General features: G+C 62.9%; 25 protein-coding genes. 6 read left to right on the top strand and 19 right to left on the bottom strand.

The features are described from left to right. Positions 1–52 precede the first annotated feature (52 nt). The 12 genes from lipA to ACUXVH_RS23970 form a co-directional block, all read right to left on the bottom strand. Positions 53–1,075 (bottom strand): lipoyl synthase, encoded by a 1,023-nt coding sequence (gene lipA / locus ACUXVH_RS24025; protein ID WP_011063663.1) that lies wholly within the window; start codon positions 1,073–1,075, stop codon positions 53–55. Position 1,076: 1 nt separating this feature from the next. Beyond that, the gene (lipB, locus tag ACUXVH_RS24020; RefSeq protein ID WP_015637167.1) at positions 1,077–1,724 is read right to left on the bottom strand and encodes a lipoyl(octanoyl) transferase LipB; all 648 of its coding nucleotides are present in this window, start codon (positions 1,722–1,724) and stop codon (positions 1,077–1,079) included. Continuing rightward, positions 1,724–1,999 carry a DUF493 domain-containing protein gene (locus ACUXVH_RS24015; RefSeq protein WP_011063665.1) on the bottom strand — a complete coding sequence of 92 codons (276 nt, stop codon included), beginning with the start codon at positions 1,997–1,999 and terminating at the stop codon, positions 1,724–1,726. Before ACUXVH_RS24015 ends, lipB begins: the two co-directional genes overlap by 1 nt. Before the next feature lie 81 nt (positions 2,000–2,080). After that, a complete protein-coding gene (locus ACUXVH_RS24010; RefSeq protein WP_011063666.1) occupies positions 2,081–3,238 on the bottom strand; it encodes a D-alanyl-D-alanine carboxypeptidase family protein in 1,158 nt (385 codons plus the stop codon). A gap of 186 nt (positions 3,239–3,424) precedes the next feature. Continuing rightward, positions 3,425–4,423 carry a septal ring lytic transglycosylase RlpA family protein gene (locus tag ACUXVH_RS24005; RefSeq protein ID WP_011063667.1) on the bottom strand — a complete coding sequence of 333 codons (999 nt, stop codon included), beginning with the start codon at positions 4,421–4,423 and terminating at the stop codon, positions 3,425–3,427. Further along, on the bottom strand, positions 4,423–5,433 hold the full coding sequence (gene mltB, locus ACUXVH_RS24000) for a lytic murein transglycosylase B (RefSeq protein ID WP_011063668.1): 1,011 nt from the start codon (positions 5,431–5,433) through the stop codon (positions 4,423–4,425). Before mltB ends, ACUXVH_RS24005 begins: the two co-directional genes overlap by 1 nt. Positions 5,434–5,450: 17 nt before the next feature. Next, the gene (gene rodA, locus ACUXVH_RS23995) at positions 5,451–6,554 is read right to left on the bottom strand and encodes a rod shape-determining protein RodA (protein ID WP_015637169.1); all 1,104 of its coding nucleotides are present in this window, start codon (positions 6,552–6,554) and stop codon (positions 5,451–5,453) included. A 31-nt stretch (positions 6,555–6,585) separates the two neighbouring features. Further along, positions 6,586–8,481, bottom strand: coding sequence for a penicillin-binding protein 2 (mrdA, locus tag ACUXVH_RS23990; RefSeq protein WP_011063670.1), 1,896 nt, complete (start codon positions 8,479–8,481; stop codon positions 6,586–6,588). A 12-nt stretch (positions 8,482–8,493) separates the two neighbouring features. Further along, positions 8,494–8,961, bottom strand: a complete 468-nt coding sequence (rlmH, locus tag ACUXVH_RS23985) for a 23S rRNA (pseudouridine(1915)-N(3))-methyltransferase RlmH (protein WP_011063671.1) — start codon at positions 8,959–8,961, stop codon at positions 8,494–8,496. A gap of 9 nt (positions 8,962–8,970) precedes the next feature. Further along, on the bottom strand, positions 8,971–9,393 hold the full coding sequence (gene rsfS, locus ACUXVH_RS23980) for a ribosome silencing factor (RefSeq protein WP_015637171.1): 423 nt from the start codon (positions 9,391–9,393) through the stop codon (positions 8,971–8,973). 60 nt (positions 9,394–9,453) lie between these two features. Continuing rightward, complete coding sequence (gene nadD / locus ACUXVH_RS23975; RefSeq protein WP_065363621.1) at positions 9,454–10,098, bottom strand: nicotinate-nucleotide adenylyltransferase; 645 nt, start codon at positions 10,096–10,098, stop codon at positions 9,454–9,456. After that, the gene (locus ACUXVH_RS23970) at positions 10,098–11,363 is read right to left on the bottom strand and encodes a glutamate-5-semialdehyde dehydrogenase (protein ID WP_011063674.1); all 1,266 of its coding nucleotides are present in this window, start codon (positions 11,361–11,363) and stop codon (positions 10,098–10,100) included. Before ACUXVH_RS23970 ends, nadD begins: the two co-directional genes overlap by 1 nt. A gap of 176 nt (positions 11,364–11,539) precedes the next feature. Between ACUXVH_RS23970 and ACUXVH_RS23965 the strand changes: the two genes are divergently transcribed. Both ACUXVH_RS23965 and ACUXVH_RS23960 read left to right on the top strand, forming a co-directional pair. Then, entirely contained in the window at positions 11,540–12,226 is a 687-nt protein-coding gene (locus ACUXVH_RS23965) for a DNA-3-methyladenine glycosylase (protein WP_065363620.1), read from the top strand. Positions 12,227–12,271: 45 nt separating this feature from the next. Further along, positions 12,272–13,588, top strand: coding sequence for a bifunctional DedA family/phosphatase PAP2 family protein (locus ACUXVH_RS23960; RefSeq protein WP_065363619.1), 1,317 nt, complete (start codon positions 12,272–12,274; stop codon positions 13,586–13,588). A 42-nt stretch (positions 13,589–13,630) separates the two neighbouring features. Here ACUXVH_RS23960 and ACUXVH_RS23955 read toward each other — a convergent pair whose 3' ends face one another. The 3 genes from ACUXVH_RS23955 to ACUXVH_RS23945 are packed head-to-tail and all read right to left on the bottom strand — an operon-like array spanning position 13,631 to position 15,307. Continuing rightward, positions 13,631–14,221, bottom strand: a complete 591-nt coding sequence (locus ACUXVH_RS23955) for an LON peptidase substrate-binding domain-containing protein (RefSeq protein ID WP_015637174.1) — start codon at positions 14,219–14,221, stop codon at positions 13,631–13,633. A 10-nt stretch (positions 14,222–14,231) separates the two neighbouring features. Beyond that, positions 14,232–14,948 carry an LrgB family protein gene (locus ACUXVH_RS23950; protein ID WP_011063678.1) on the bottom strand — a complete coding sequence of 239 codons (717 nt, stop codon included), beginning with the start codon at positions 14,946–14,948 and terminating at the stop codon, positions 14,232–14,234. Next, positions 14,945–15,307, bottom strand: a complete 363-nt coding sequence (locus ACUXVH_RS23945) for a CidA/LrgA family protein (RefSeq protein WP_011063679.1) — start codon at positions 15,305–15,307, stop codon at positions 14,945–14,947. The genes ACUXVH_RS23950 and ACUXVH_RS23945 overlap by 4 nt, the downstream gene beginning before the upstream one ends. A gap of 178 nt (positions 15,308–15,485) precedes the next feature. Between ACUXVH_RS23945 and ACUXVH_RS23940 the strand changes: the two genes are divergently transcribed. From ACUXVH_RS23940 to ACUXVH_RS23930, 3 genes are all read left to right on the top strand, one after another. Then, on the top strand, positions 15,486–15,941 hold the full coding sequence (locus ACUXVH_RS23940) for a MaoC family dehydratase (RefSeq protein ID WP_011063680.1): 456 nt from the start codon (positions 15,486–15,488) through the stop codon (positions 15,939–15,941). Positions 15,942–16,044: 103 nt separating this feature from the next. Further along, a complete protein-coding gene (locus ACUXVH_RS23935; RefSeq protein ID WP_047289473.1) occupies positions 16,045–17,763 on the top strand; it encodes a C13 family peptidase in 1,719 nt (572 codons plus the stop codon). 28 nt (positions 17,764–17,791) lie between these two features. After that, a complete protein-coding gene (locus ACUXVH_RS23930) occupies positions 17,792–18,433 on the top strand; it encodes an oxidoreductase (protein ID WP_065363618.1) in 642 nt (213 codons plus the stop codon). A 61-nt stretch (positions 18,434–18,494) separates the two neighbouring features. On the opposite strand, the gene ACUXVH_RS23925 is transcribed toward ACUXVH_RS23930, so the two are convergent. From ACUXVH_RS23925 to ACUXVH_RS23910, 4 genes are all read right to left on the bottom strand, one after another. Continuing rightward, positions 18,495–18,782: a YceK/YidQ family lipoprotein gene (locus ACUXVH_RS23925; RefSeq protein WP_011063683.1), complete on the bottom strand. Its 288-nt coding sequence runs from the start codon at positions 18,780–18,782 to the stop codon at positions 18,495–18,497. Then, entirely contained in the window at positions 18,775–19,407 is a 633-nt protein-coding gene (ubiX, locus tag ACUXVH_RS23920; RefSeq protein WP_011063684.1) for a flavin prenyltransferase UbiX, read from the bottom strand. The genes ACUXVH_RS23925 and ubiX overlap by 8 nt, the downstream gene beginning before the upstream one ends. Then, positions 19,404–20,753: a UDP-N-acetylmuramate:L-alanyl-gamma-D-glutamyl-meso-diaminopimelate ligase gene (gene mpl / locus ACUXVH_RS23915; RefSeq protein WP_011063685.1), complete on the bottom strand. Its 1,350-nt coding sequence runs from the start codon at positions 20,751–20,753 to the stop codon at positions 19,404–19,406. Before mpl ends, ubiX begins: the two co-directional genes overlap by 4 nt. Before the next feature lie 131 nt (positions 20,754–20,884). After that, positions 20,885–22,807, bottom strand: a complete 1,923-nt coding sequence (locus tag ACUXVH_RS23910) for a sigma-54-dependent Fis family transcriptional regulator (protein ID WP_065363617.1) — start codon at positions 22,805–22,807, stop codon at positions 20,885–20,887. A 375-nt stretch (positions 22,808–23,182) separates the two neighbouring features. Between ACUXVH_RS23910 and exaC the strand changes: the two genes are divergently transcribed. Further along, positions 23,183–24,703 carry an acetaldehyde dehydrogenase ExaC gene (gene exaC / locus ACUXVH_RS23905; protein WP_011063687.1) on the top strand — a complete coding sequence of 507 codons (1,521 nt, stop codon included), beginning with the start codon at positions 23,183–23,185 and terminating at the stop codon, positions 24,701–24,703. Positions 24,704–24,708: the final 5 nt, after the last annotated feature.

The raw sequence follows: 24,708 nt of genomic DNA, 5'->3' as shown, positions 1-24,708 counted from the left end.
TCGAAAGAGCCGGGGAACTGCCCGCAAGACGTGCGCCTTGCGGGCAGGCAAATCAGGAAACCAGGCCTGCCTTGGCCAGTTTCGCTTGTTCGTCGGCATGGTACGAAGAACGTACCAGCGGGCCGGAAGCAACGTTCTTGAACCCCATCCGATAACCTTCCTCGGCGAACCAGGCGAAGGTGTCAGGGTGCACGAAGCGCTGGACCGGCAGGTGGTTGCGCGACGGTTGCAGGTACTGGCCAAGGGTCAGCATGTCGATGTCGTGCTCGCGCATGCGCTTCATGACCTCGATGACTTCGTCATCGGTTTCACCCAGGCCCAGCATCAGCCCGGACTTGGTGGGCACATGCGGCACCAGTTGCTTGAATTTCTGCAGCAGGGTCAACGACCACTGGTAGTCCGAGCCAGGACGGGCGGCCTTGTACAGGCGCGGCACGGTTTCCAGGTTGTGGTTGAACACGTCCGGCGGCGTGGCGGCGGTGATTTCCAGGGCAACATCCATGCGGCCACGGTAGTCGGGAACCAGGGTTTCCAACTGCACGTTCGGCGACAACTTGCGGATTTCACGGATGCAGTCGGCAAAGTGCTGGGCACCGCCGTCACGCAGGTCATCGCGGTCCACCGAGGTGATCACCACGTATTTCAGGCGCAGATCGGCGATGGCCACCGCCAGGTTCATCGGCTCGTCGACATCCAGAGGCTTCGGACGGCCATGACCAACGTCACAGAAGGGGCAGCGACGGGTGCAGATGTCGCCCATGATCATGAAGGTCGCGGTGCCGCCGGAGAAGCACTCGCCCAGGTTCGGGCAGGACGCCTCTTCGCAGACGCTGTGCAGCTTGTGCTTGCGCAGCAGCTGCTTGATCCGATCGACTTCCGGGGAGACGGGGATGCGTACGCGAATCCAGTCCGGTTTCTTCGGCAGTTCGGTAGTCGGAATGATCTTCACCGGAATGCGCGCGACCTTTTCCGCACCGCGCAATTTGACGCCGGTTTCAACTTTCGGACGGGCCGCTCGCTCGGAGATATCCAGCGTCGGGATCAGGGTTTGAACAGCGTCTTGCGCAGTAGTCATATCAGTCGATTCCGCCCGTTAGGGTCGTCTGCTCAGCATAGTCGAGGTGTTTGACGAGCTGCGCACGCAGCCGGGCACTTACCTCGGCAAATTCAATCGGCCCTGCATGGTCGCTCAGCTGGGTCATCGCCAACCCGGCATAACCACAGGGGTTAATCCGTCGAAACGGCTGCAAATCCATGTCCACGTTCAAGGCCAGACCGTGAAAAGAGCATCCGTGACGGATACGCAGGCCCAGGGAGGCGATTTTCGCCCCATTGACGTAGACGCCCGGTGCATCGGGCTTGGCCGCCGCCGGCACGCCGTAGCTGGCCAGCAGCTCGATCAGGCAGTGCTCCATGCGGTTGACCAGGTCACGCACACCGAAACCTAATCGGCGCACATCCAGCAGCAGGTAGGCCACCAGCTGGCCAGGGCCGTGATAGGTCACCTGGCCGCCGCGGTCCACCTGCACCACGGGGATATCCCCCGGGAGCAGCAGGTGCTCGGCCTTGCCGGCCTGGCCCTGGGTGAATACCGGTGGATGCTGCACCAGCCAGACTTCATCCGGTGCATCGCTACCGCGTTCATTGGTAAAGCGCTGCATCGCTTGCCAGACCGGCTCGTAAGCCATCTGGCCAAGCTCACGAAAGCCCAGCGTCTGTGGCATCACAGCACCATGTGGACGACACCGGTAGCACGCAGGGCACTATTGATATCACGCAATTGGTCTTCACCGGTGGCGGTGATGTGCAGTTGTACGGTGGTGTACTTGCCGTTGCTGCTTTGACGCTCAGCCAGGGACTTGATGTCCAGCTTGGCGTACTTGGCAAGGATCTCGATCACGGTGTCCTTGAAGCCGACAACCGTGTCACCGATCACCTTGATCGGATAGTCATCGACGGGAAACTCAATCTTGTGCGACTTAACGTCAGTGTCTGTCATGGCAGTAACGGCCTCGTATAGCCGGACGACGGACATGGCCCCCGCTCCACTGGGGAACGAGGGCCACGCAGGTCGACAATATCAGTTGAACAAGCCGTAGAAGAATAGACGGATGCTATCCCACATGCGACGGAAGATACCACCTTCGTCGACCGCTTCCAGGGCGATCAGGTCAGCGCTGTGCACCACCTTGTCGTCCAGTTTCACTTCGACTTTACCAATCACGTCGCCCTTGGCGATCGGCGCGATCAGTTGCGGGTTCATGGTCATGCTGGCGGCGAGCTTTTTCAATTGGCCTTTAGGCATAGTCATGGTCAGGTCTTCGGCCAGACCGGCTTTGACCTGATGAGTGGTGCCCTTCCAGACCTGGGCCTGGGCCAGCTCGGTGCCCTTCTGGTAGAAGGTCTGGGTTTCGAAGAAACGGAAACCGTAAGTCAGCAGCTTCTGGGTTTCAGCAGCACGAGCCTGTTCGCTGTTGGTTCCGAACACCACGGCGATCAGGCGCATGCCATCACGCACCGCCGAGGACACCATGCAGTAGCCGGCTTCGTCGGTATGGCCGGTCTTCAGGCCATCAACGGTCTTGTCGCGCCACAGCAGCAGGTTGCGGTTGGGTTGCTTGATGCCGTTCCAGAAGAACTCCTTCTGCGAGTAGATCGCGTAGTGCGCAGGGTCTTCGTGGATAATCGCGCGAGCCAGCACCGCCATGTCGTGGGCCGACGAGTAATGCTCTGGGTTCGGCAGGCCGGTAGGGTTCATGAAGTGGCTGTTGCTCATGCCCAGGTCGGTAGCCGTCTTGTTCATCATGTCGGCGAACGCGTCTTCGCTACCGGCGATATGCTCGGAAACCGCGACGCTGGCGTCGTTGCCCGACTGGATGATGATGCCGTGCAGCAGGTCGCTGACGGTGACTTGCGAACCCACCTTGATGAACATCCGCGAGCCGCCGGTACGCCAGGCGTTCTCGCTGACGGTCACCGGATCGTTCTCGCCGATCTGGCCGCGACGGATTTCCAGGGTCGCGATGTAGGCGGTCATCAGCTTGGTCAGGCTGGCCGGCGGCAGGCGCTGGTCACCATTGTTCTCCACCAGCACGTTACCGCTGCTGGCGTCCATGAGCACATAGGATTTGGCGGCCAGTTGCGGTGGCGACGGCATCGCTTCGACCGCCCAGGCGGCGGGCGTGATGATCAGCGGGACAAGCAGGCACAGGCGTTTGGCAAAGGTGGTGATGTTCATCCGTCTCTCGAAGTTGCTAATGGAAACTTGCCCTTGCGGGCAAAACTATTTCAGACAGCCTTCTAAAGGGCTGTCGCGTGTGCAGTTGTTCACTCACTGACCCTTGCCGGGCTTTTGTTGTTCGACGAGCCAACAACCAGGACCCACCCCCCAATACCGCAAGCGGATCTTCAATCTTCAGTATTCTTACTCGGCAGAGACCACGCTGGCCTGCCCAAGGTTCGCCAGGCGTACGCTGTTCTGCGCTTGCTGGGCCTCACCCGGCGTGCCGAATGGCCCCAGGCGGACCCGATGCAGCGTCTGTTGATTGCGGACGATCGAGCTGATGAACACCGGGGCGCTCACCATGCCACTCAATTTCGACCTCAACAGCTCGGCAGCGTCAGGGTTGGCGAAGGCGCCCACCTGCAGATACTGGCCAGAAGCTGCTGCCGTGTTTTTCACTTGTACGGGAACCACAGCCGCCGCGTGCTGCTGGGGCGGCGGGGTCCATTGTTCGACAGTGCCGGCCGAGGCCGTGACCACCGGCGCGCTATTCTGCGCCACTTGCGGCTCGTTGAGCATCAGCGGCGCCGGACGGCCACGCTGAGCCCACCATTGCTGCGGATCGATGCCCTCGACCTTGACCCGGGCGGTGCCGGTCTCGGCATAGCCGAGCTTCTTGGCCGCGGCGTAGGAAAGGTCGATGATCCGGTCGGAATAGAACGGCCCACGGTCGTTGACCCGCAGGATCACGCTGCGATTGTTGTCCAGGTTGGTGACCTTCACGTAACTGGGCAACGGCAGGGTCTTGTGCGCGGCACTCATGCCGTACAGGTCATAGACCTCGCCATTGGCGGTGTTCTGGCCGTGGAACTTGGTGCCATACCAGGACGCCGTGCCGGAGGCCACGTAGTTCTTCGATTCCTGGATGGGGAAATAGGTCTTGCCCAATACCGTGTAGGGGTTGGCCTTGTAGGGGCCGGTATGCAGGGTCGGGGTCGCATCGGGGATGCGCGAAACGTCGACATCCCACCACGGCGCGCCATCCTTGTGGGCGCGGTTGACGTCCAGGCCCGGCATGGAACGCACAGCGGTGGAAGATTTCTGCTGCGGCGAGCGACTCGTCGAGCAACTGACCACCAGCAAGGACAACGCGGCAAAAGCCACCAGCTTCAGGGGTTTGCGAATTGGCATTGCCAGCATTACTTGACGCCCCGTGCTTGGACCAGCTGTTCAGACAACTGATGTACGGCCATGGCGTACATCACGCTGCGGTTATAGCGAGTGATCGCGTAAAAATTCTTCAGGCCCATCCAGTATTCCGGGCCATTGTCACCTTCCAGACGGAAAGCGGTGACCGGCATATCATCGCGCAGCGCATCATGACTCGACCAGCCCAGGGCCCGCAACTCCCCGACGGTTTTCGTCGGTTCGATCCCGGTGGTCAAGCCTTCATCTACCCGATCGCCACGCACATCGGCGCGACTGACCACCGGTTCGCCGGCCACCCAGCCGTGGCGTTTGAAATAGCTGGCCACACTGCCGATGGCATCATCGGGGTTGGTCCAGATATTGATGTGGCCGTCACCGTCGAAGTCCACCGCATAAGCCCGAAAACTGCTGGGCATGAACTGTGGTAGGCCCATGGCTCCGGCGTAGGAACCCTTGAGGCTCAATGGATCGACCTGCTCCTCACGCGCCAGCAGCAGAAACTCGCGCAGTTCCTTGCGGAAGAACTCGGCACGGGGTGGATAATCGAACCCCAGGGTGGACAATGCGTCGATCACCCGGTAATTCCCGGTATTTCGACCGAAAAAGGTTTCAACGCCGATGATCGAGACAATTACCTGGGCCGGTACGCCATATTCCTGCTCGGCGCGGGCCAGCACCGCTTCATGCTGGCGCCAGAAATCCACACCGCGGGCAATGCGCGCGTCGGTGATGAACATCGGCCGGTATTCCTTCCACTGCTTGACCCGCTCGGCGGGCCGCGAAATGGCGTCAAGAATCGACTGCTTGCGCTCGGCCTCGCGGAACACAGCCATCAGCTGTTCCCCGGCAAAACCATAGTCCCGAGTCATTTCGCCCACGAATTCGGCCACCTGGGGCGAACCTTCGTAATCACCGGCGAACGCGGGCTGCGCTGCACCAAGGATGCTTACCAGACCGACCCACGGCGCCTGCCGAGCGGCCCAGCCACGCATTGCTTGCATTGAATTCTTCACCTTAATCAAACCTGCGCGATCCACTTGCGATGGGTATGGATCGACATCAAAACCCCAAACGCTGACAGTAGCGTCACCAGCGAAGTTCCTCCGTAGCTAATGAACGGCAACGGCACCCCTACGACCGGCAACAAGCCACTGACCATACCGATGTTGACGAAAACGTAAACAAAAAACGTCATGGTCAGACTGCCCGCGAGCAATTTGCCAAACAGTGTCTGGGCCTGGGCGGTGATCACCAGCCCGCGCCCGATCAGCAGCAGGTAGATCAGCAGCAGCGCACAGATGCCCACCAGGCCGAACTCCTCGCCCATGACAGCGATAATGAAGTCGGTGTGGCTCTCCGGCAAAAAGTCCAGGTGCGACTGGGTGCCCAGCAGCCAGCCCTTGCCGAACACCCCACCGGAGCCGATGGCGGCCTTGGACTGGATGATGTTCCAGCCGGTGCCCAGCGGATCGCTCTCCGGGTCGAGGAAAGTCAGGATCCGCTGCTTCTGGTAGTCGTGCATGATGAAGAACCACATGGCGATGGCCACGGGAACCGCAGCCGCCAGCACGCTGAGGATCCAGCGCCAGCGCAGGCCGCCCATGAACAGCACGAAGGTGCCGCCGGCCAGGATCAGCAAGGCCGTACCCAGGTCAGGCTGACGCACGATCAGGATGAACGGAATGCCAATCAGCACCAGGCTGATCCCCACATGTTTGAGATGGGGTGGCAGGGTGCGCTTGGACAGGTACCAGGCGATGGTCGCCGGCATGATGATCTTCATGAACTCCGACGGCTGGAAGCGGATCACCCCGGGGATGTTGATCCAGCGGGTCGCCCCCATGGCGTTGTGGCCCATGACATCTACCACCACCAGCAGCACCACGCCGAACACGTAGCCCAGCGGCACCCAGCGGGCCATGAAGCGCGGCTCGAACTGGGCGATGACGATCATCGACACCAGGCCGATACCGAATGAAGTGGCCTGTTTGGCCAGCAGGTCCCAACTCTTGCCGCTGGCGGAATACAGCACGAACAGGCTACCGGCAGCCAGGGTCAGCAGCAGCACCAGCAGCGGGCCATCGATATGCAGGCGCTGCAACAGCGTCGCGCGACGACGCATCACATCCTCACTGGAGAGGATACGGTCAAAATTACTCTTCACGGGCCGTAGCCTCCGCGCTGATAGGGCTGGCGAACTCGGGCTTGAGCTGGCCGTCCTGGCCGAGAAGCCAGGCATCCATCACCTGACGCACTACCGGTGCCGCGACGCCGGAGCCCGACTCACCGTTCTCGACCATGACCGAGACCACGATCTTGGGGTTTTCCGCCGGAGCGAAGCCGACGAACAAGGCGTGGTCACGATGCCGTTCCTGGACCTTGGAGCGGTCGTACTTCTCGCCCTGCTTGATCGCCACCACCTGGGCGGTACCACTCTTGCCGGCAATCCGGTACGGCGAACCGGCCGCAGCCTTGCGCGCGGTGCCCCGGGCACCGTGCATCACCTGCTGCATGCCATGGTTGACCTTCGTCCAGTCCGAGGGGTCACGCAGGACAATGTCCGGCATCGGGTTGTGATCCACCGGCTTCTCGCCCTCGATGCTTTTGGCCAGGTGCGGCCGGTTCCACTTGCCCTTGCTGGCGACCAGGGCGGTGGCCTGGGCCAGTTGCAACGGCGTGGACTGCATATAGCCCTGGCCGATCCCGAGAATCAGGGTCTCCCCCGGGAACCAGGCCTGGCGCCGGGTGGCGCGCTTCCATTCGCGGGTCGGCATCAAGCCCGGCGACTCCTCGAACATGTCCAAAGAGACCTTCTGGCCGATACCGAACTTGCTCATGTAGGCGGACAGCCGGTCGATCCCCAGCTTGTGGGCCAGGTCGTAGAAATAGGTGTCGTTGGACCGCATGATCGCGGTATCCAGGTCGACATAACCGTCACCGGTACGGTTCCAGTTGCGGTACTTGTGGTCGTAGTTGGGCAACTGGTAGTAGCCCGGGTCGTAGACCCGGGTCGAAGCCGTGACCACGCCGGCATCCAGCCCGGCAATGGCCACCGCCGGCTTGATGGTCGAACCCGGCGGATAGAGGCCCCGCAGCACCCGGTTGAACAGCGGCCGGTCGATGGAATCGCGCAGCTCGGCATAGGCCTTGAAGCTGATGCCGGTGACGAACAGGTTGGGGTCGAAGCTCGGCTGGCTGACCATCGCCAGCACTTCACCGGTACTCGGATCCAGGGCTACCACCGCGCCACGGCGCCCGCCCAGGGCCAGTTCCGCGGCTTCCTGCAACTTGATGTCCAGGCTCAGGACAATGTCCTTGCCGGGAATCGGGTCGGTGCGCTTGAGCACCCGCAGCACCCGGCCACGGGCATTGGTCTCGACCTCTTCGTAACCCACCTGGCCGTGCAGCTCAGGCTCGTAGAAGCGCTCGATGCCGGTCTTGCCGATATGGTGGGTGCCACTGTAGTTCACCGGATCGAGGGACTTGAGCTCTTTCTCGTTGATCCGCCCCATATAGCCCACGGAGTGCGCAAAATGCGCGCCCTGGGGGTAATGCCGGACCAGCTGGGCCACCACTTCCACACCGGGCAGGCGGAACTGGTTCACCGCGATCCGGGCGATCTGCTCTTCCGTCAGCTCGAACAGGATCGGCACCGGCTCGAAAGGCCGACGCCCCTGCTTCATGCGCTTTTCAAACAGCACCCGGTCTTCCGGAGTCAGCTCCAGCACCTCGACGATCACGTCGAGCACCTGCTGCCAGTCGCCGGAACGCTCGCGGGTCATGCTCAGGCTGAAGCTGGGCCGGTTGTCCGCCACCACCACGCCATTGCGGTCGAAAATCAACCCGCGAGTCGGTGGAATCGGCTGCACGTGGACCCGGTTGTTCTCCGAAAGGGTGGAGTGATAGTCGTACTGGATCACCTGCAGGTAATACAGCCGGGCAATCAGCACACCGATCAGGCAAACCACCATGATGGCGCCGAACACGACACGGCCACGCACCAGACGGGCGTCTTTTTCGTGGTCCTTGATGCGGATCGGCTGGGACATGAGGGGCGCGGGCTACTTGTGGTAAGGGTGCCCGGACAGCACGGTCCAGGCGCGATACAGCTGTTCACCGATGAGAATCCGCACCAGCGGGTGCGGCAAGGTCAGCGGCGACAGCGACCAGCGCTGATCCGCCCGCGCACAGACCTCCGGCGCCAGCCCTTCCGGGCCGCCGACCATGAAATTCACGGTGCGCGAATCGAGACGCCAGCGATCCAGTTCCACCGCCAGTTGCTCGGTGCTCCAGGGTTTGCCATGCACCTCGAGGGTGACGATGCGCTCGTTATGCCCGACCTTGGCCAGCATGGCCTCGCCCTCCTGACGGATGAAGCGAGCCACGTCGGCGTTCTTGCCCCGGGTATTGAGCGGAATTTCCACCAGTTCCAACGCCAGCTCGGATGGCAGACGCTTGGCATACTCGTGCCAACCTTCTTCCACCCACTTGGGCATGCGTGAACCGACAGCGATCAGACGCAGGCGCACAGCCGTCCCTTATTGCTGGTCTTTGTTGAGCTTGGTGAAGTGCTCGTGGCCATGCTCCGGGCTGTGGTGCTTGCCATCGGCCGCGCGGCTCTGCTCGGCGCCCTGCCACAGACGCTCCAGGTCGTAGAACTGGCGGGCCGAGGCGGTCATCATGTGCACGATCACGTCGTCCAGGTCCAGCAGCACCCAGTCACTGTCGCCCTTGCCTTCTTCACCCAATGGGCGCACGCCCTGGGCCTTGACCATTTCACGGACCTTTTCCAGCATCGCGCCGATCTGGCGGTTGGAGGTACCGGTAGCGATGATCATGTAGTCAGTGATGCTCTGCTTGTCGCGAACATCGATCACCAGGACGTCCTGGGCCTTGACGTCTTCCAGCGCGGCGACAGCCACCTTGACCAGATCTTCGCCTTTCATTACTTGGTTAGTCATATAAAACTCGTTTAGCTCGTATGTTTGGAACGCCGCTCAGCACAGGCCGGCAGCGCTCCTTCAGTTCGGCGCACGGTAAAGCCCGTGTGCATCGATATAGGCCAGGACCGCGTCAGGCACCAGGAAACGTACCGACTTACCGCTGGCCAGCAGTTGACGGATCTGGGTGGCGGACACCGCGAGCGGCGTCTGCCAGACGAATGCAATGTGTCCCCCAGGCCCTTGCAGGGCCAAAGGGTCGCTCACCGAACGCGCTGCCAGCAGGTTGCGCAAGGCATCCGGCGGTTCGCTGTCGGCATCCGGGCGTTGCAGCACCAGGATGTGGCAATGCTGGAGTAACTCTTCCCAGCGATGCCAGGTGGGCAGGCCGCAAAACGCGTCCCAGCCCAGTAACAGAAACAACTGGTCATCTGCGGCCAGCTCGGCCCGCATCTGTTCCAGGGTGTCGATGGTGTAGGACGGCTTGTCCCGTTTCAGCTCACGGTCGTCCACCACCAGGGGTGAAACGCCCGCCACCGCCCACTCGACCATCGCCAGACGATCGAGGGCCGACACCTGCGGTGTATCCCGATGGGGCGGCCTGGCACTGGGTACCAGGCGCAGCTCATCGAGTTGCATGGATTCCGCCACCTCCAGCGCACCACGCAAGTGGCCGATATGCACTGGATCGAAGGTGCCGCCCAGCAGACCGATACGTTTGCCCATCAAGTACGCACGTGACCGTCGCCAAAGACTACGTACTTCTCGCTGGTCAGCCCTTCCAGCCCAACCGGGCCACGGGCGTGCAGCTTGTCGGTGGAAATGCCGATCTCCGCGCCCAGGCCGTACTCGAAGCCGTCGGCAAAGCGCGTCGAGGCATTGACCATGACCGAACTGGAGTCCACTTCGTTAAGGAAGCGCCGGGCGTCACTGAAGTTTTCGGTGACGATCGAGTCGGTGTGGTGCGAGCCATAGGTATTGATGTGCTCGATGGCCTGCTCCAGGTTGTCCAGCACGCGGATCGAGAGGATCGGCGCGGTGTACTCGGTGCGCCAGTCTTCTTCGGTTGCTTCCAACACACCGGCACCGAGGAGTGCGCGGGTTTGCGCACAGCCACGCAGCTCGACGCCCTTGTCGCGGTAGATCGCGGCCAATGGCGGCAATACGCGCTCGGCAATGGCGGAATGAACCAGCAGGGTTTCCATGGTGTTGCACGGTGCATAGCGCTGGGTCTTGGCGTTGTCGGCAATGCGAATGGCCTTGTCCAGGTCCGCCGCGACATCGATATACACGTGGCAGACGCCGTCCAGGTGCTTGATCACCGGCACCTTGGCGTCACGGCTGACCCGCTCGATCAGGCTCTTGCCGCCACGGGGCACGATCACGTCGACGAACTCGGGCATGGTGATCAGCGCTCCAACCGCAGCGCGGTCGGTGGTTTCCACTACCTGCACCACGTGAGGCGGCAGGTCGGCCGCCGCCAGGCCCTGCTGAATGCAGGTGGCGATGGCGCGGTTGGAATGGATCGCCTCGGAACCGCCGCGCAGGATGGTGGCGTTGCCCGACTTCAGGCACAGGCTGGCCGCATCGATGGTCACGTTCGGGCGCGACTCGTAGATGATGCCGATCACCCCCAGGGGCACGCGCATCTTGCCCACCTGGATGCCCGACGGCAGGTAGCGCATGTCGCGGATTTCACCGATGGGGTCAGGCAGCTTGGCCACCTGACGCAGGCCTTCGATCATTTCGTCGATACGCGCCGGGGTCAGCGCCAGGCGATCCAGCAGGGCCGGTTCCAGACCATTGGCCCGGCCGTTGGCCAGGTCCTGCTCGTTGGCCGCAGTCAGTTCCGGTCGTGCCGCGTCCAACGCATCGGCAGCCGCCAGCAGCGCACGATTCTTTTGCGCGGTGGTGGCACGGGCGATCACCCGGGAAGCCTGGCGGGCAGCGCGACCCAGGCGGGTCATGTAGTCAAGAACGGACTCAGTCATGGTCTGGTGTGGTCTTGGCAAAGAGGAAAGCGGCTGATTATAGCTGTCGCGCCGGCCCACGGACAGCGGTCACGGGCGGATGGTCGAAATGGAGTGCAAATACCCGGCGTTCAGCCTGAATTAAGCCTGGAGTTGTTACCATTGCGTCACCTTTTCCGCCATAACCCTTCGCCACCATGTCCATTCTGACCTCTGCAAAACTGCCAAAAGCCCTGCCGGACGGCTTTTTCGACCGTGATGCCGAGCTTTTGGCCCGCGAACTGTTGGGCAAAGTCATCCGCCATAAAGTCGGCGATCTGTGGCTGTCCGCGCGCATTATCGAAACCGAAGCCTATTACTGCGAGGAAAAAGGCAGCCACGCCTCCCTCGGCTACACAGAAAAGCGTAAGGCTTTGTTTCTGGACGGCGGCCACATCTATATGTACTACGCCCGCGGCGGCGACTCCCTGAACTTCAGCGCCCGGGGCCCTGGCAATGCCGTACTGATCAAGTCCGCCTATCCCTGGGTCGATGAAGTCTCCGGCCCTGCCAGCCTGGCGCAGATGCTGCTGAACAATCCGGACGCCAGTGGCCGGCCCCGCTCCGCGCAAAAGCTCTGCGCCGGCCAGACCCTGCTGTGCAAGGCCCTGGGCCTGAAGGTTCCGGTCTGGGATGCGAAACGCTTCGATCACGAGATTCTCTTCGTCGAAGATGTGGGTGCCGCCGTGCCACACATCCTCCAGACCACCCGCCTGGGCATCCCCCATGGGCGTGACGAACACCTGATGTATCGCTTTGTCGATGCCGCCTACGCCCCCTACTGCACGCGCAACCCTATGCGTCGCGGCCAGGTCGAAGGGCGCGACTACCTGGTGCTCGGCTGACGCCACCGTCCCACCTCAGCAAAAAACAACAACGGAGTTGAATTTATGGGCCCATGGCTCGACAGCGTGACCGCCTGGCTAACCAGCAACCCCCAATGGCTGGCAGCCGCAGTGTTCATCGTGGCCTGCATGGAATGCCTGGCAATCGTGGGCCTGATCGTGCCGGGCACGGTCCTGCTGTTCGCGATTGCGGTACTGGCCGGCAATGGCGCCCTGTCACTGGGGGAAACCCTGCTCCTGGGTGCTGCCGGCGGATTGCTGGGGGACGTGATGTCCTATGTGCTGGGACGGCATTTCCACCAAGGCATTCGCCGCTTGCCCGGCCTTCGTCATCACCCTGAATGGATCAGCGGTGCGGAAACCTACTTCCAGCGCTATGGCATCGCCAGCCTGCTGGTGGGCCGCTTCATCGGCCCGCTACGACCAATGCTGCCGATGGTGGCCGGAATGTTCGACATGCCGTTCCCACGTTTCCTCGCCGTCAGCCTGCTGGCGGCGGCGGGCTGGTCGCTGGCCTATCTGCTGCCGGGCTGGGCCACGGGCGCGGCGATTCGCCTGCCCCTGCCCGAAGGCTTCTGGCCCCAGGCGGGCATCGTCATTGGCAGCCTGGTGGTGCTTGTCGGCCTGAGCGTCAACAGCAGCCTGCGGCGCCATCGCCGGGCAACCCTGTTGATGTCCGGCCTGAGCCTGCTGATTCTGGCAGGGCTGTTCATCGGCTATCCGTACCTGACGCAGTTCGACCAGGGCCTGATCGCCCTGGTACAGGAGCACCGGGACCCGACTCTGGACAAGATCATGGTCATGGTCACCCAGATCGGCGAGTTCCGCGCCATGTTCATCCTCAGCGCAGTGCTGACCCTGCTGCTCCTGGCCCTGCGCCAATGGCGCCAGGCCGCGTTCGCCGGAGCGACCCTGCTGTGTACTGCCCTGGCCAACACCGGCAGCAAATGGTTCTTCGCACGGGTACGCCCTGAAGTGCTGAGCGAGCCTCTCACCAGTTTCAGCATGCCCAGCGGTCACTCTTCCGGCTCCTTCGCCCTGTTCTTGACCCTGGCAGTTCTGGCCGGCCGTGGCCAGCCACCCCGCATGCGCCTGACCTGGCTGTTGCTGGGCTGCCTGCCGGCGGCCGCCATTGCCTTGTCGCGGGTCTATCTGGGGGCCCATTGGCCAACCGACATTCTCGCCGGCGCCATGCTCGCGGCCTGTGTCTGCGCCGCCAGCCTGACCCTGAGCCAATGGCAAGGCCCGCTCAAGCCGATGCCGGCCAGGGCCTGGTGGCTGCTACTGCCGGTCATGCTGTTGATGTGCGGATACATGGCGACACGGCACTTGCCTCACGCCCTGCTGCGGTACGCCTATTAAAAGCGCCAGAGGCAAGCTGCGGCCGCCACTACAGGCTGCGGCTCAGGCGAAGAGTTCGCCTTGCAGCTCGTCCAGCAACTGCTGGATGGCATCCAGACGCTGCTGTGGATCATCCAGTTGCAGCAGGTCGATCTTGTCCTGTTCGGAAAAAGGCAGCAGGTAGGCCAACTGATTGGCCAGTGACAGCTGCCCCGTAGCCTCGACCCCCATATCCAGGGCCTCGACCATCGGATGTTCGGCCAAGGCCTTGAGCAGCGCAATCAGGTCCGCATCCTCATCCTGCAACGGCTGCTCGGGGGCCTCTTCCAGCCATTGCACCCGGGCCACCGTCAGTTGGTCTTTCTGCACTTCGCTTTGCAGAATGCGAAAACGCCGACCGCCCCTGACCCTGATTCCCAGCAGCCCGTTGTCCTGCTGGTGGAAGTCGGTGATCAAGGCTTCACAGCCAATTTGCGCATAGCCCTGGGCGGCCGTCCCGACCTCCTCCCCTTCAAGGATGCACACCACCCCAAACCCGCTGCCCTGCTTCATGCAGCGCCCGATCATGTCGAGATAACGCGCCTCGAAAATCTGCAGATCGAGAATGCAATCGGGAAACAGCACGGTATTCAGAGGAAAAAGCGCCAGGTTCATACTTCCTTCCTTAAACCAGCAACGACACCGCCAACGGCAGCAACACTGCCGTGGCCACGCCCATCAGACTCATCGCCAGCGCCGCAAAGGCGCCGCACTCCTCACTTTCCTGCAAGGCCACCGAGGTGCCCACTGCGTGGGCGGTCATGCCCAGGGCCATGCCTCGCGCTTCCGGGCCATGCACCCCCAAACGGTTGAGCAGGCCCGGGCCAAATATCGCTCCGATCACTCCGGTAATCAGCACGAAGACCGCCGCCAACGCCGCCACGCCACCAATCTGCTCGGCCACCAGCATGGCAATGGGCGAGGTCACCGATTTGGGCGCCATGGTCATTAGGATCATGTGCTCGGCACCAAACCACCATCCCAGCAGTACGCCCAGGCTGGTAGCCACGACGCCACCCACCACCAGCGTAGCCAATATCGGCCAGAACAATTGGCGGATCCGTCGCAGGTTGAGGTACAGCGGCACCGCCAGGGCTACCGTCGCCGGGCCCAGCAGAATGCTCAGGATTTCGGTGCTCTTGCGGTACTCGGCATAGCTCAGGCCGCAGCCGAGCAGCACGCCGATCACCAGTAGCATGGACACCAGCACCGGCTGCAGGAACATCCAGCGGGTCTTCTCGAACGCCGCCAGCACCAGTTGATAGGCACCCAGCGTGATGCCGATGCCAAACAGCGGGTGATGGATCACCGCGGCCCAGGCCCCCTGCCAATCGAAGATCATTGACTGTCCTCCTGCCGGCCCTGGCGCTTGACCAGGCGCTGCATCAGCACGCCGACAAAGGCCATCGAGATCACCAGGGACAACACCAGCGCGCCGGTAATGGCCCAGAAGTCCGCGGCGATGTCCCGGGCATAGACCATGACCCCCACCGCAGGCGGCACCAGCAGCAGCGGCAGGTAACGCAGCAGGCTGCCAGCCGCGAGATTCAGCGGCTCGCCCACTTCACCGCGCACCACCAGGAAAACCAGCAGCAGCAACAGGCCGATGATGGGCCCGGGAAGCACGGGCAACAGCAGGTGATTGAGCGCCGTTCCGAGCAATTGGAACAGCACCAGCCATGTCAAACCGCGTAACAACATACCGCCTCTCCAGCCAGATCCCGTCGCGCATTATAAGCACGCAGGTGCTATGAACCGGCATTCGCCAAAAGCATGGATGTTTACCGGGAAGGATCGCCATGATGATCTAAAGTGGAAGTTTCAGAGCGCACCACACAACGTCGAATACTAATAAATCGTTGATCCAAGGAGAGTCTCAATGCCCCATGTTCCTGTTGCAGAGCTCAAAGATTATGTCGGGAAGGAACTCGGACGTTCCCCATGGCTCACCATCGACCAGGAGCGCATCAACCTCTTCGCCGAGGCGACCGGTGACTTCCAGTTCATCCACGTGGATCCGGTCAAGGCCGCACAGACCCCGTTCGGCAGCACCATTGCCCACGGTTTCCTGACTCTGTCGCTGATCCCCAAACTGATGGAAGACATCCTCGTGCTGCCCCAGGGCCTGAAGATGGTGGTCAACTACGGCCTGGACAGCGTGCGTTTCATCCAGCCGGTGCCAGTCAATTCCAAGGTGCGGCTCAAGGTCGACCTGACTGACGTCACCGAAAAGAAACCCGGTCAGTGGCTGCTCAAGGCGACCGCCACCCTGGAAATCGACGGCCAGGAAAAACCGGCCTATATCGCCGAGCCGCTGTCGCTCTGTTTCGTCTGAAATCCCTCCGATGCGAAACAGCTCACGCTGTTTCGCTCAACCTCTCTATATATAAGACACACCGCTGCGGCATACTCGGTCCCCTAATTATCCGGAACCCGTTATGCGCCCACTTGCACCCCTGGTTTTGACCCTATTGCTCAGTGCCTGTGGCGACGGCGAATCGCTGTTGCCGCCCGATGCCCGCCTGCCGGATGGCGGGCGCTATCGAGGCGACCTGGTCAATGGCCTGCTCCAGGGACAAGGGCGCATCGACTATCCCAACGGCAGTTGGTACGCCGGCCAGTTCGACAAGGGCCAGTGGCATGGCCAGGGGGAATGGCACGGCAGCAACGGCGAGGTCTATCGCGGCCAGTTCCAGCAAGGGCTGTTCCATGGTCAGGGCACCCTGACCACCAAGGACAGCAGCTACAGCGGCGGCTTCAAGCTCGGCCGCCGGGATGGCGAAGGCACCCTCAAAGAAGACGGCATGACCTACCGCGGCGAATTCAAGGCCGACCTGTATTCGGGCCTCGGGCGCCTGGAACTGGACGACGGCAGCCAGTACCAGGGCCAGTTCGCCAAGGGCAAGCCCAATGGCGAAGGCCAGCGCAGCGACGCCAGCGGCAACCAGTTCACCGGCAACTTCGTCAACGGCCAGCTGGAAGGCAACGGCACCTTCAACAGTGCCGAAGGCGACATCTACGTCGGCGGCTTCAAGCACAACCAGCTCAACGGCAAGGGCCGCTACGAAAACTCCGACGGCGACGTCTGGATCGGCCAGTTCAAGGAAGGCGCCCTGAGTGGCAAGGGCGAACTGACCGGCGCCGACGGCAGCCACTATGTCGGCACCTTCAGCGACTGGCGCTTCAGCGGTGAGGGGCGGCTAAATCTCAGCGATGGCAGCTTCTACGTTGGCGGCTTCGACAGTGACAACTACCAAGGCCACGGCGTACTGGTACTGCGCGATGGCAGCGTGCAAAGCGGTGTGTGGAACAACGGCCTGCGGGTTCGCGACGCCGATGGCAAGCTACTGCCAGACCCGCTGGAAACTGCGCTGCTGGTCCAGGGCCGCTTGCTCAAGGAAGCCCTCGATACGGTGCCCGCCTCCACCCCGGCCATCGAACTCTACAGCCTGACCCTGGCCGGCGACGGCAAGCAGAGCGTGTTCCTGCGCGAGGCCGACTATGTCAGCAACATGCTCGCCAGTCGCTTCGGCGCCTACGGCCAGATCCGCCTGGTCAATCACCGCGACCACCTGATGAACCGGCCCATGGCCACCCGGGAAAACCTGCGCCGCGCCGCCCAGACCCTGGCCGAACGCAGCGGCCCGGAAGACCTGGTGTTCATCTACCTCACCAGCCACGGCACCAGCGCCCACGAACTGGTGCTGGACCAGCCGCGCCTGGAGCTGGCAGACCTGCCCGCCGATGAACTGGCCACCGCCCTGGCCCCGCTGAAGAACCGCGACAAGATCATCGTCATCTCTTCCTGCTACTCCGGCGGCTTCATCCCGGCCCTCAAGGATGAGCGAACCCTGATCATGACCGCATCCCAGGCAGACCGAGTGTCCTTCGGCTGCTCGGAAGAGGCCGACTTCACCTACTTTGGCGATGCCCTGTTCGCCCAGGCGCTGAACCAGACCGACGACCTGGAGCATGCATTCAAGCTGGCCCGGGGCATCGTTGCCGAGCGTGAGCAGGCAGACAACTTCGAAGCGTCGGAACCGCAGATCTGGGCGCCCAGAGGCGTCATCGCCCATTGGCAACAATTGCGCAAACAGCAGGCACGAAAGGCCCTGCAGAGTGTCTCTATAAGCAGCAAGGAAGCGCAGAGCAACTAAGCTGAAACAGTATCAAGGGGGAATGACCATGTACTTGACGCCTCAGCATATCCTGCTCGCCGGCGCCTCCGGCCTGACCGGGGAACAACTGCTCGATCGTCTGCTCAACGAGCCCACCATCACCCGCGTCCTCGCACCCAGCAGACGCCCACTGAGCGAACACCCACGCCTGGAAAACCCGGTCGGCGACCCCGCCGTATTCCTGCCGCAACTCAGCGGCAAAGTGGAAATCGCCTTCTGCTGCCTGGGCACCACCCTCAAGCAGGCCGGCTCCGAGGCCGCTTTTCGCGCGGTGGACCTGGACATGGTGGTGGCCTTCGGCAAGCGCGCGCGGGAGCTGGGCGCACGGCACCTGATCGTGATCAGCGCCCTGGGCGCCGACCCCAAGTCGTCGATCTTCTACAACCGAGTCAAAGGTGAGATGGAAGAAGCGCTGAAACTGCAGGGCTGGCCACAACTGACCATCTGCCGGCCATCACTGCTGCTGGGGGATCGCATCGAACCGCGCCTGGGCGAACAGCTGGCCGGACCACTGTCGCGGCTGATCCCGGGCAAGTACCGCGGGATCGAAGCCTGCCAACTGGCCCGGGCCATGTGGCGCCTGGCGCTTGAAGAGCAGAGCGGCACGCGGATCGTCGAGTCCGACGAACTACGCAAGCTGGGCAAATGAATCGCTCGCCCCGCAAGCCGCTCCTGCACGCACCTGTAGGAGCCGGCTTGCCGGCGAAGCACTACAACCCGCCCGTTGCCTGAAACCCCACCCCCAATACCGTCAGCACCGACAGCGGCAGCAACAGGGTATCGAGCAGGGCACTGGCTGGCAGATCCACGCCAGGATAGCTCGGTGCCTCGGCGCCAAAGCGGTCCATGGCGCAGCACCCACCCTGCATCGCATACAAGTCCAGGCGCGTCCCCGAATACACCACCGGCGCCCCGGGCTGGGCGGCATTCAAGGTCCGGGCCGTGGCACAGCCGCCCAGTTGCAGGGCGGCCAACAGCACCAGCAGGGACTTACTCATCGCTGCTCAGATGATGCTCGCCCCAGCGCGGCAACATGTCCTGCGGGATGTTCAACAGATTGAGAATCCGCGCGACGACAAAATCCACCAGGTCATCGATGGTCTGCGGCTGGTGATAGAAGCCCGGCGAGGCCGGCAGAATGGTCACGCCCATGTTCGACAACTTGAGCATGTGCTCCAGGTGGATGCTGGAGTACGGCGCCTCGCGAGGCACCAGAATCAACTGCCGGCGCTCCTTGAGGGTCACGTCCGCGGCGCGCTCGATCAGGTTGTTGCAGGCACCGGTGGCAATCGCCGACAAGGTGCCGGTGGAGCACGGCACCACTACCATCGCCGCCGGCGAGCCGGAGCCCGAGGCCACCGGCGACATCCAGTCCTCCTTGCCATAAACGCGGATCTGCCCCGCCGACGCACCGGTGTATTCGGTGAGGAAGGCCTGCATGGTCTGCGGCTTGGGCGGCAGGGTCACATCGGTTTCCGTGGCCATGACCAATTGCGCAGCCTTGGAGATCAGAAAATGCACCTCCCGGTCCTCACGCACCAGGCAGTCCAGCAGGCGCAGGCCGTACTGGGCGCCCGAGGCACCGGTCATGGCCAGGGTGATGCGTTCCGGGCCGTTGTTCATCGCAGCGCCTCGGCCAGTTTGCCGTGCAGGCCGCCAAAGCCGCCGTTGCTCATGATCACCACCTGGGTGCCCGGCTTGGCCTGGCTCTTCACCCGCTCGATGATGCCTTCCAGAGAGTCGCTGACAATCGACGGCACCGTGCACAAGGCCGCCGTGGCGGCCAGGTCCCAGCCCAGGTTGGCCGGGGCATACCAGATCACCTGGTCGGCCTGGTTGACGCTTTCCGGCAGGCCATCGCGGTGCGCGCCAAGCTTCATGGAGTTGGAGCGCGGCTCGATGATGGCGATCACCGGGGCATCGCCAACCCGCTTGCGCAAGCCATCCAGCGTAGTGGCGATGGCCGTCGGGTGATGGGCGAAGTCATCGTAGATGGTCACGCCATGCACTTCGGCGACTTTCTCCATGCGCCGCTTCACGCTCTTGAACGCGCTCAGGCCGGCAATGCCCATCGACGGCACCACGCCCACATGGCGTGCCGCAGCCAGGGTGGCCAGGGCATTGGCAACATTGTGCTGGCCGGTCAGCTCCCACTCCACCACGCCCTGGCTCACGCCTTCGAACATCACCTCGAAGGCCGAACCGTCGGCGCTCAGCAACTTGACCTGCCACTGGCCACCGGCGCCGGTAGTCTGCACCGGGGTCCAGCAGCCCATCTCGATCACCCGCTGCAAGGCAGGCTCGGTGGTGGGATGGATCACCAGGCCTTCGCTGGGAATGGTCCGCACCAGATGGTGGAACTGCCGCTCGATAGCCGGAAGATCAGGGAAGATGTCCGCATGATCGAATTCCAGGTTATTGAGGATCGCGGTCCGTGGGCGGTAGTGGACGAACTTCGAGCGCTTGTCGAAGAAGGCGCTGTCGTACTCATCAGCCTCGATCACGAAGAACGGCGTACCGCCCAAGCGCGCGGAGACGGCGAAGTTCTGTGGCACGCCGCCGATCAGGAAGCCCGGGCTCATGCCCGCATGCTCCAGGACCCAGGCCAGCATGCTGCTGGTGGTGGTCTTGCCGTGGGTCCCGGCCACCGCCAGTACCCAACGCCCCTGCAGCACATGGTCGGCCAGCCATTGCGGGCCGGACACATAGGGCAGGCCCTTGTTCAGCACGTACTCCACCGCCGGGTTGCCGCGGGACATGGCATTGCCGATCACCACCAGGTCCGGCGCCGGGTCCAGCTGGGCAGGATCGTAGCCCTGGGTCAGCTCGATGCCCTGGGCCTGCAACTGGGTGCTCATCGGTGGATACACGTTAGCGTCGGAACCGGTGACGTGATGGCCCAGCTCTTTGGCCAGAACCGCCATCGACCCCATGAAAGTGCCGCAGATACCGAGAATATGGATGTGCATAGTCGACCTCGAAAAACATCGGCGCAGGTTAGCGTAGAGGGCTGCAAATCGCACCCATTAGCTGACCGGGAGGTTGCTGCTGGCCTGCGCTGGCGCAAGCCCGACGGGCCAGCAGCGGCCGGCAGCTCGGACTAGCGCGCGATGCCGTGCTTGCGCAGCTTTCTATAGAGGGTGTTGCGGCTCACGCCCAACTGCTCGGCGGTATGGGTCATGTGCCAGCGCTGCTGCTCCAGGGCCGCCAGCAACGCCACCCGCTCGGCGTCCTCCAGTGGCCGCTCCGGCACCTCTGCTACCGCTTCGCCCAGCGGCGCCGGGCGGCTGTGGCGGATCAGCGGCGGCAGATCATCCAGGCCAATGCGGCCGTTTTCACACAAGGCCGCCAGGGTACGCAGCACGTTGCGCAATTGCCGCACGTTACCCGGCCAGGAATAACTCAACAGGCTCTGGCGCACCGCTTCCTCCAGCATCACCGGCTGGCCGCCCGCCTCTTCGGCCAGGAGGAAATCCAGCAACTGGGATTTGTCGCTGCGATCGCGCAAGGCCGGCAAGGCGATCTCCAGGCCATTGAGCCGGTAATACAGGTCCTCACGGAAGCTACCGTCGCGCACCCGCTCCAGCAGGTCACGGTGGGTCGCGCTGATGATGCGCACGTTGACCGGTTGCGGCTCGCCGCCGATCGGCACCACCAGCCGATCCTCCAGTACCCGCAGCAAACGGGTCTGCAGGGCCAGGGGCATATCGCCGATTTCATCGAGGAACAAGGTACCGCCATCAGCCTGCTGCAACTTGCCGCGCATGCCCTCCTTGCGCGCCCCGGTAAAGCTGCCGCCGCGATAACCGAACAGCTCGCTCTCGATCAGGCTTTCCGGGATAGCCGCGCAGTTGAGCGCGACAAAGGCCTTGCCCGCCCGCGCGCTGCCCTGGTGCACCGCCTTGGCGAAGGCCTCCTTGCCGGAGCCGGTCTCGCCATTGATCAGCAACGGCACATCGCGCTCGAACACTCGCGAGGCGCGGCGAAAATCGTTCTGCAGGCCGTCATCCCCCAGGCAGATCCCCGAGGGCCGCGCCGGCGCAATGGCCTGCGGTGCCCGCAGCACCGCTGGTTGTGCGGCCGGCTGTGGCTGGCCGCGCAACAAGGCGAACAGGCGTCGCCCGTCCCGGGTGCGCAATGGCCAACTGGCGCTGGCATTGATACTGGCGCGGCCGAGCAGTTCATCCAGGGAGCAGTCGAAAAAGCTTTCCACCGGCTTGCCCAGCAACCCGCCGCGAATATGCCCCAGCAGGTTCAGGGCGCTCTGGTTCACCGCACAGATCCGGCCATCGCCATCGAACGCCAGCAGGCCCTCGCTGAACAGCCCCACCGACTCCGCCTGCAGATGAAAGCGCAGCAGCCACTGGTTCTCGAAATAACGCAGGAAATAGCAGCTCTCGATCATCTTCGCCGACAGATTGACCAGGGCCATGGTGTGGAACTGGCTCTGCCGGGACACGTCCTGGCGCGCCGACGACACATCCAGCACCGCCAGCAACTCGCCATGGGGGTCGAACACCGGGCTCGCAGAGCAGGTCAGGCCGGTGTGCCGGCCGCGGAAATGCTCGCCCTGGTGAATGGTCAGCGGCTGGCGCTCCACCAGGCAAGTGCCGATGCCGTTGGTGCCCTCCCGGGCCTCGCTCCAATCGGCGCCCAGCCACAGTCCGGCATGCTCGAAGATCTTGCGTTCGCTGGGGGCGGTAATGCAGTTGAGGATCACGCCCCGGGCATCGGTCAGCAGCACCGCATGCCCGGCGCCGGACAGTTGTTGGTGCAGGTTGGCCATCTCGGTGCCGGCAATCTGCAAGACATCTTGCAGGCGCTCGCGGCTTTCCAACAGGCGGCCATGTTCAAGCACCGTAGGGGCCATGACCTGGGCCGGGTCGAGATGATAGTCCTCGAGGCAGCGCAGCCAGGAGCGGGCAATGGAAGGATCGCTGCCCGGGCCCTGCAAATGAGCCTTGCCCTGGGCCACGGTAAGCACCTGCTGGGCATGCCGGCTCAAGTAATTGCTAGTGTGCATTTCTTATTATTCTCCTGCTGCGCTGTCACGCTCAGACGAAATACTGTCGCCACTGCCGGGCTGCAATCGACTACGAAGGAGGAATGCTCATCAGACTTGTCCGACAAGATTCGACACGCGAACCAGCATCCTCCAGGCGCTGCTGCATTGCAATGCCGGCTTGACTCCCGAGTCACAGGTTGTGCCACTTAGGTTACAAACTGTCACTCAAGCCTGTACCGGATCCGTCACAGCGCCCCGTAGCGGTCCCCTCGAAACATCCGCAAACCCTTGATGCATATGGCCTGTAGCACGCTGGCCCGACCTTTGCTCTACGCTTGATATGCGCTACGGCGCGTCCTCCCCCATAAGCATAAAAGCCAGGAGATACCCACCATGCGTTACGCACACCCCGGTACTGAAGGCGCTATCGTTTCGTTCAAGAGCAAATACGGTAACTACATCGGCGGCGAGTTCGTCGCGCCTGTCAAAGGCCAGTACTTCACCAACACCTCGCCGGTCAACGGCCAGCCGATTGCCGAATTCCCCCGCTCCACTGCCGAAGACATCGACAAGGCCCTGGACGCCGCCCATGCCGCCGCTGACGCCTGGGGCGCGACCTCGGTGCAGGCGCGCTCGCTAATCCTGCTGAAGATTGCCGACCGCATCGAACAGAACCTCGAACTGCTGGCCATCACCGAAACCTGGGACAACGGCAAGGCCGTGCGCGAAACCCTGAACGCCGACATTCCCCTGGCCGCCGACCACTTCCGCTACTTCGCCGGTTGCCTGCGGGCCCAGGAAGGCAGCGCTGCGGAAATCGACGGCAACACCGTGGCCTATCACATCCATGAACCCCTGGGCGTGGTCGGGCAGATCATTCCGTGGAACTTCCCGATCCTGATGGCCGCCTGGAAACTCGCCCCGGCCCTGGCAGCGGGCAACTGCGTGGTACTCAAGCCCGCCGAGCAGACCCCGCTGGGCATCACCGTGCTCATGGAAGTGATCGGCGACCTGCTGCCACCCGGCGTACTCAACGTGGTGCAAGGTTTTGGCCGCGAAGCCGGCGAAGCCCTGGCCACCAGCAAGCGCATCGCCAAGATCGCCTTCACCGGCTCGACTCCGGTGGGCTCGCACATCATGAAGTGCGCCGCCGAGAACATCATTCCGTCCACCGTGGAACTGGGCGGCAAGTCGCCGAACATCTTCTTCGAAGACATCATGCAGGCCGAGCCCAAGTTCATCGAAAAGGCCGCCGAAGGCCTGGTGCTGGCATTCTTCAACCAGGGTGAAGTCTGCACCTGCCCATCCCGCGCCCTGGTGCAGGAATCGATCTACGACGAATTCATGCAAGTGGTGATGAAGAAGATCGAGCAGATCAAGCGTGGTGACCCACTGGACACCGACACCATGGTCGGCGCCCAGGCTTCCGAGCAGCAGTTCGACAAGATCCTCTCCTACCTCGACATCGCCAAGAATGAAGGTGCGCAGCTGCTCACCGGCGGCAAGGTGGAAAAACTCGAGGGCGACCTGTCCAGCGGCTACTACATCCAGCCGACCCTGCTCAAGGGCACCAACAAGATGCGCGTGTTCCAGGAGGAAATCTTCGGCCCGGTGGTCAGCGTCACCACCTTCAAGGACGAAGCCGAAGCCCTGGCGATCGCCAACGACACCGAGTTCGGCCTGGGTGCCGGGGTCTGGACCCGCGACATCAACCGCGCCTACCGCATGGGCCGCGGGATCAAGGCCGGCCGCGTCTGGACCAACTGCTACCACCTGTACCCGGCCCACGCCGCGTTCGGTGGCTACAAGAAATCCGGTGTCGGCCGTGAAACCCACAAGATGATGCTCGACCACTACCAGCAGACCAAGAACCTGCTGGTGAGCTACGACATCAACCCGCTGGGCTTCTTCTGATCGAT

This window comes from Pseudomonas sp. 8(2025) (genome assembly GCF_052665325.1).
The sequence above is the reverse complement of the archived record's forward strand: the minus strand, read 5'-3'. Positions and strand labels throughout refer to the sequence as shown.

Excerpts from the sequence above, each read along its gene's own strand:
- lipA (WP_011063663.1), bottom strand. The coding sequence starts at position 1,075 with ATGACTACTGCGCAAGACGCTGTTCAAACCCTGATCCCGACGCTGGAT.
- lipB (WP_015637167.1), bottom strand. The coding sequence starts at position 1,724 with ATGCCACAGACGCTGGGCTTTCGTGAGCTTGGCCAGATGGCTTACGAG.
- ACUXVH_RS24015 (WP_011063665.1), bottom strand. The coding sequence starts at position 1,999 with ATGACAGACACTGACGTTAAGTCGCACAAGATTGAGTTTCCCGTCGAT.
- ACUXVH_RS24010 (WP_011063666.1), bottom strand. The coding sequence starts at position 3,238 with ATGAACATCACCACCTTTGCCAAACGCCTGTGCCTGCTTGTCCCGCTG.
- ACUXVH_RS24005 (WP_011063667.1), bottom strand. The coding sequence starts at position 4,423 with ATGCTGGCAATGCCAATTCGCAAACCCCTGAAGCTGGTGGCTTTTGCC.
- mltB (WP_011063668.1), bottom strand. The coding sequence starts at position 5,433 with ATGCAAGCAATGCGTGGCTGGGCCGCTCGGCAGGCGCCGTGGGTCGGT.
- rodA (WP_015637169.1), bottom strand. The coding sequence starts at position 6,554 with ATGCGTCGTCGCGCGACGCTGTTGCAGCGCCTGCATATCGATGGCCCG.
- mrdA (WP_011063670.1), bottom strand. The coding sequence starts at position 8,481 with ATGTCCCAGCCGATCCGCATCAAGGACCACGAAAAAGACGCCCGTCTG.
- rsfS (WP_015637171.1), bottom strand. The coding sequence starts at position 9,393 with ATGACTAACCAAGTAATGAAAGGCGAAGATCTGGTCAAGGTGGCTGTC.
- nadD (WP_065363621.1), bottom strand. The coding sequence starts at position 10,098 with ATGGGCAAACGTATCGGTCTGCTGGGCGGCACCTTCGATCCAGTGCAT.
- ACUXVH_RS23970 (WP_011063674.1), bottom strand. The coding sequence starts at position 11,363 with ATGACTGAGTCCGTTCTTGACTACATGACCCGCCTGGGTCGCGCTGCC.
- ACUXVH_RS23965 (WP_065363620.1), top strand. The coding sequence starts at position 11,540 with ATGTCCATTCTGACCTCTGCAAAACTGCCAAAAGCCCTGCCGGACGGC.
- ACUXVH_RS23960 (WP_065363619.1), top strand. The coding sequence starts at position 12,272 with ATGGGCCCATGGCTCGACAGCGTGACCGCCTGGCTAACCAGCAACCCC.
- ACUXVH_RS23955 (WP_015637174.1), bottom strand. The coding sequence starts at position 14,221 with ATGAACCTGGCGCTTTTTCCTCTGAATACCGTGCTGTTTCCCGATTGC.
- ACUXVH_RS23950 (WP_011063678.1), bottom strand. The coding sequence starts at position 14,948 with ATGATCTTCGATTGGCAGGGGGCCTGGGCCGCGGTGATCCATCACCCG.
- ACUXVH_RS23945 (WP_011063679.1), bottom strand. The coding sequence starts at position 15,307 with ATGTTGTTACGCGGTTTGACATGGCTGGTGCTGTTCCAATTGCTCGGA.
- ACUXVH_RS23940 (WP_011063680.1), top strand. The coding sequence starts at position 15,486 with ATGCCCCATGTTCCTGTTGCAGAGCTCAAAGATTATGTCGGGAAGGAA.
- ACUXVH_RS23935 (WP_047289473.1), top strand. The coding sequence starts at position 16,045 with ATGCGCCCACTTGCACCCCTGGTTTTGACCCTATTGCTCAGTGCCTGT.
- ACUXVH_RS23930 (WP_065363618.1), top strand. The coding sequence starts at position 17,792 with ATGTACTTGACGCCTCAGCATATCCTGCTCGCCGGCGCCTCCGGCCTG.
- ACUXVH_RS23925 (WP_011063683.1), bottom strand. The coding sequence starts at position 18,782 with ATGAGTAAGTCCCTGCTGGTGCTGTTGGCCGCCCTGCAACTGGGCGGC.
- ubiX (WP_011063684.1), bottom strand. The coding sequence starts at position 19,407 with ATGAACAACGGCCCGGAACGCATCACCCTGGCCATGACCGGTGCCTCG.
- mpl (WP_011063685.1), bottom strand. The coding sequence starts at position 20,753 with ATGCACATCCATATTCTCGGTATCTGCGGCACTTTCATGGGGTCGATG.
- ACUXVH_RS23910 (WP_065363617.1), bottom strand. The coding sequence starts at position 22,807 with ATGCACACTAGCAATTACTTGAGCCGGCATGCCCAGCAGGTGCTTACC.
- exaC (WP_011063687.1), top strand. The coding sequence starts at position 23,183 with ATGCGTTACGCACACCCCGGTACTGAAGGCGCTATCGTTTCGTTCAAG.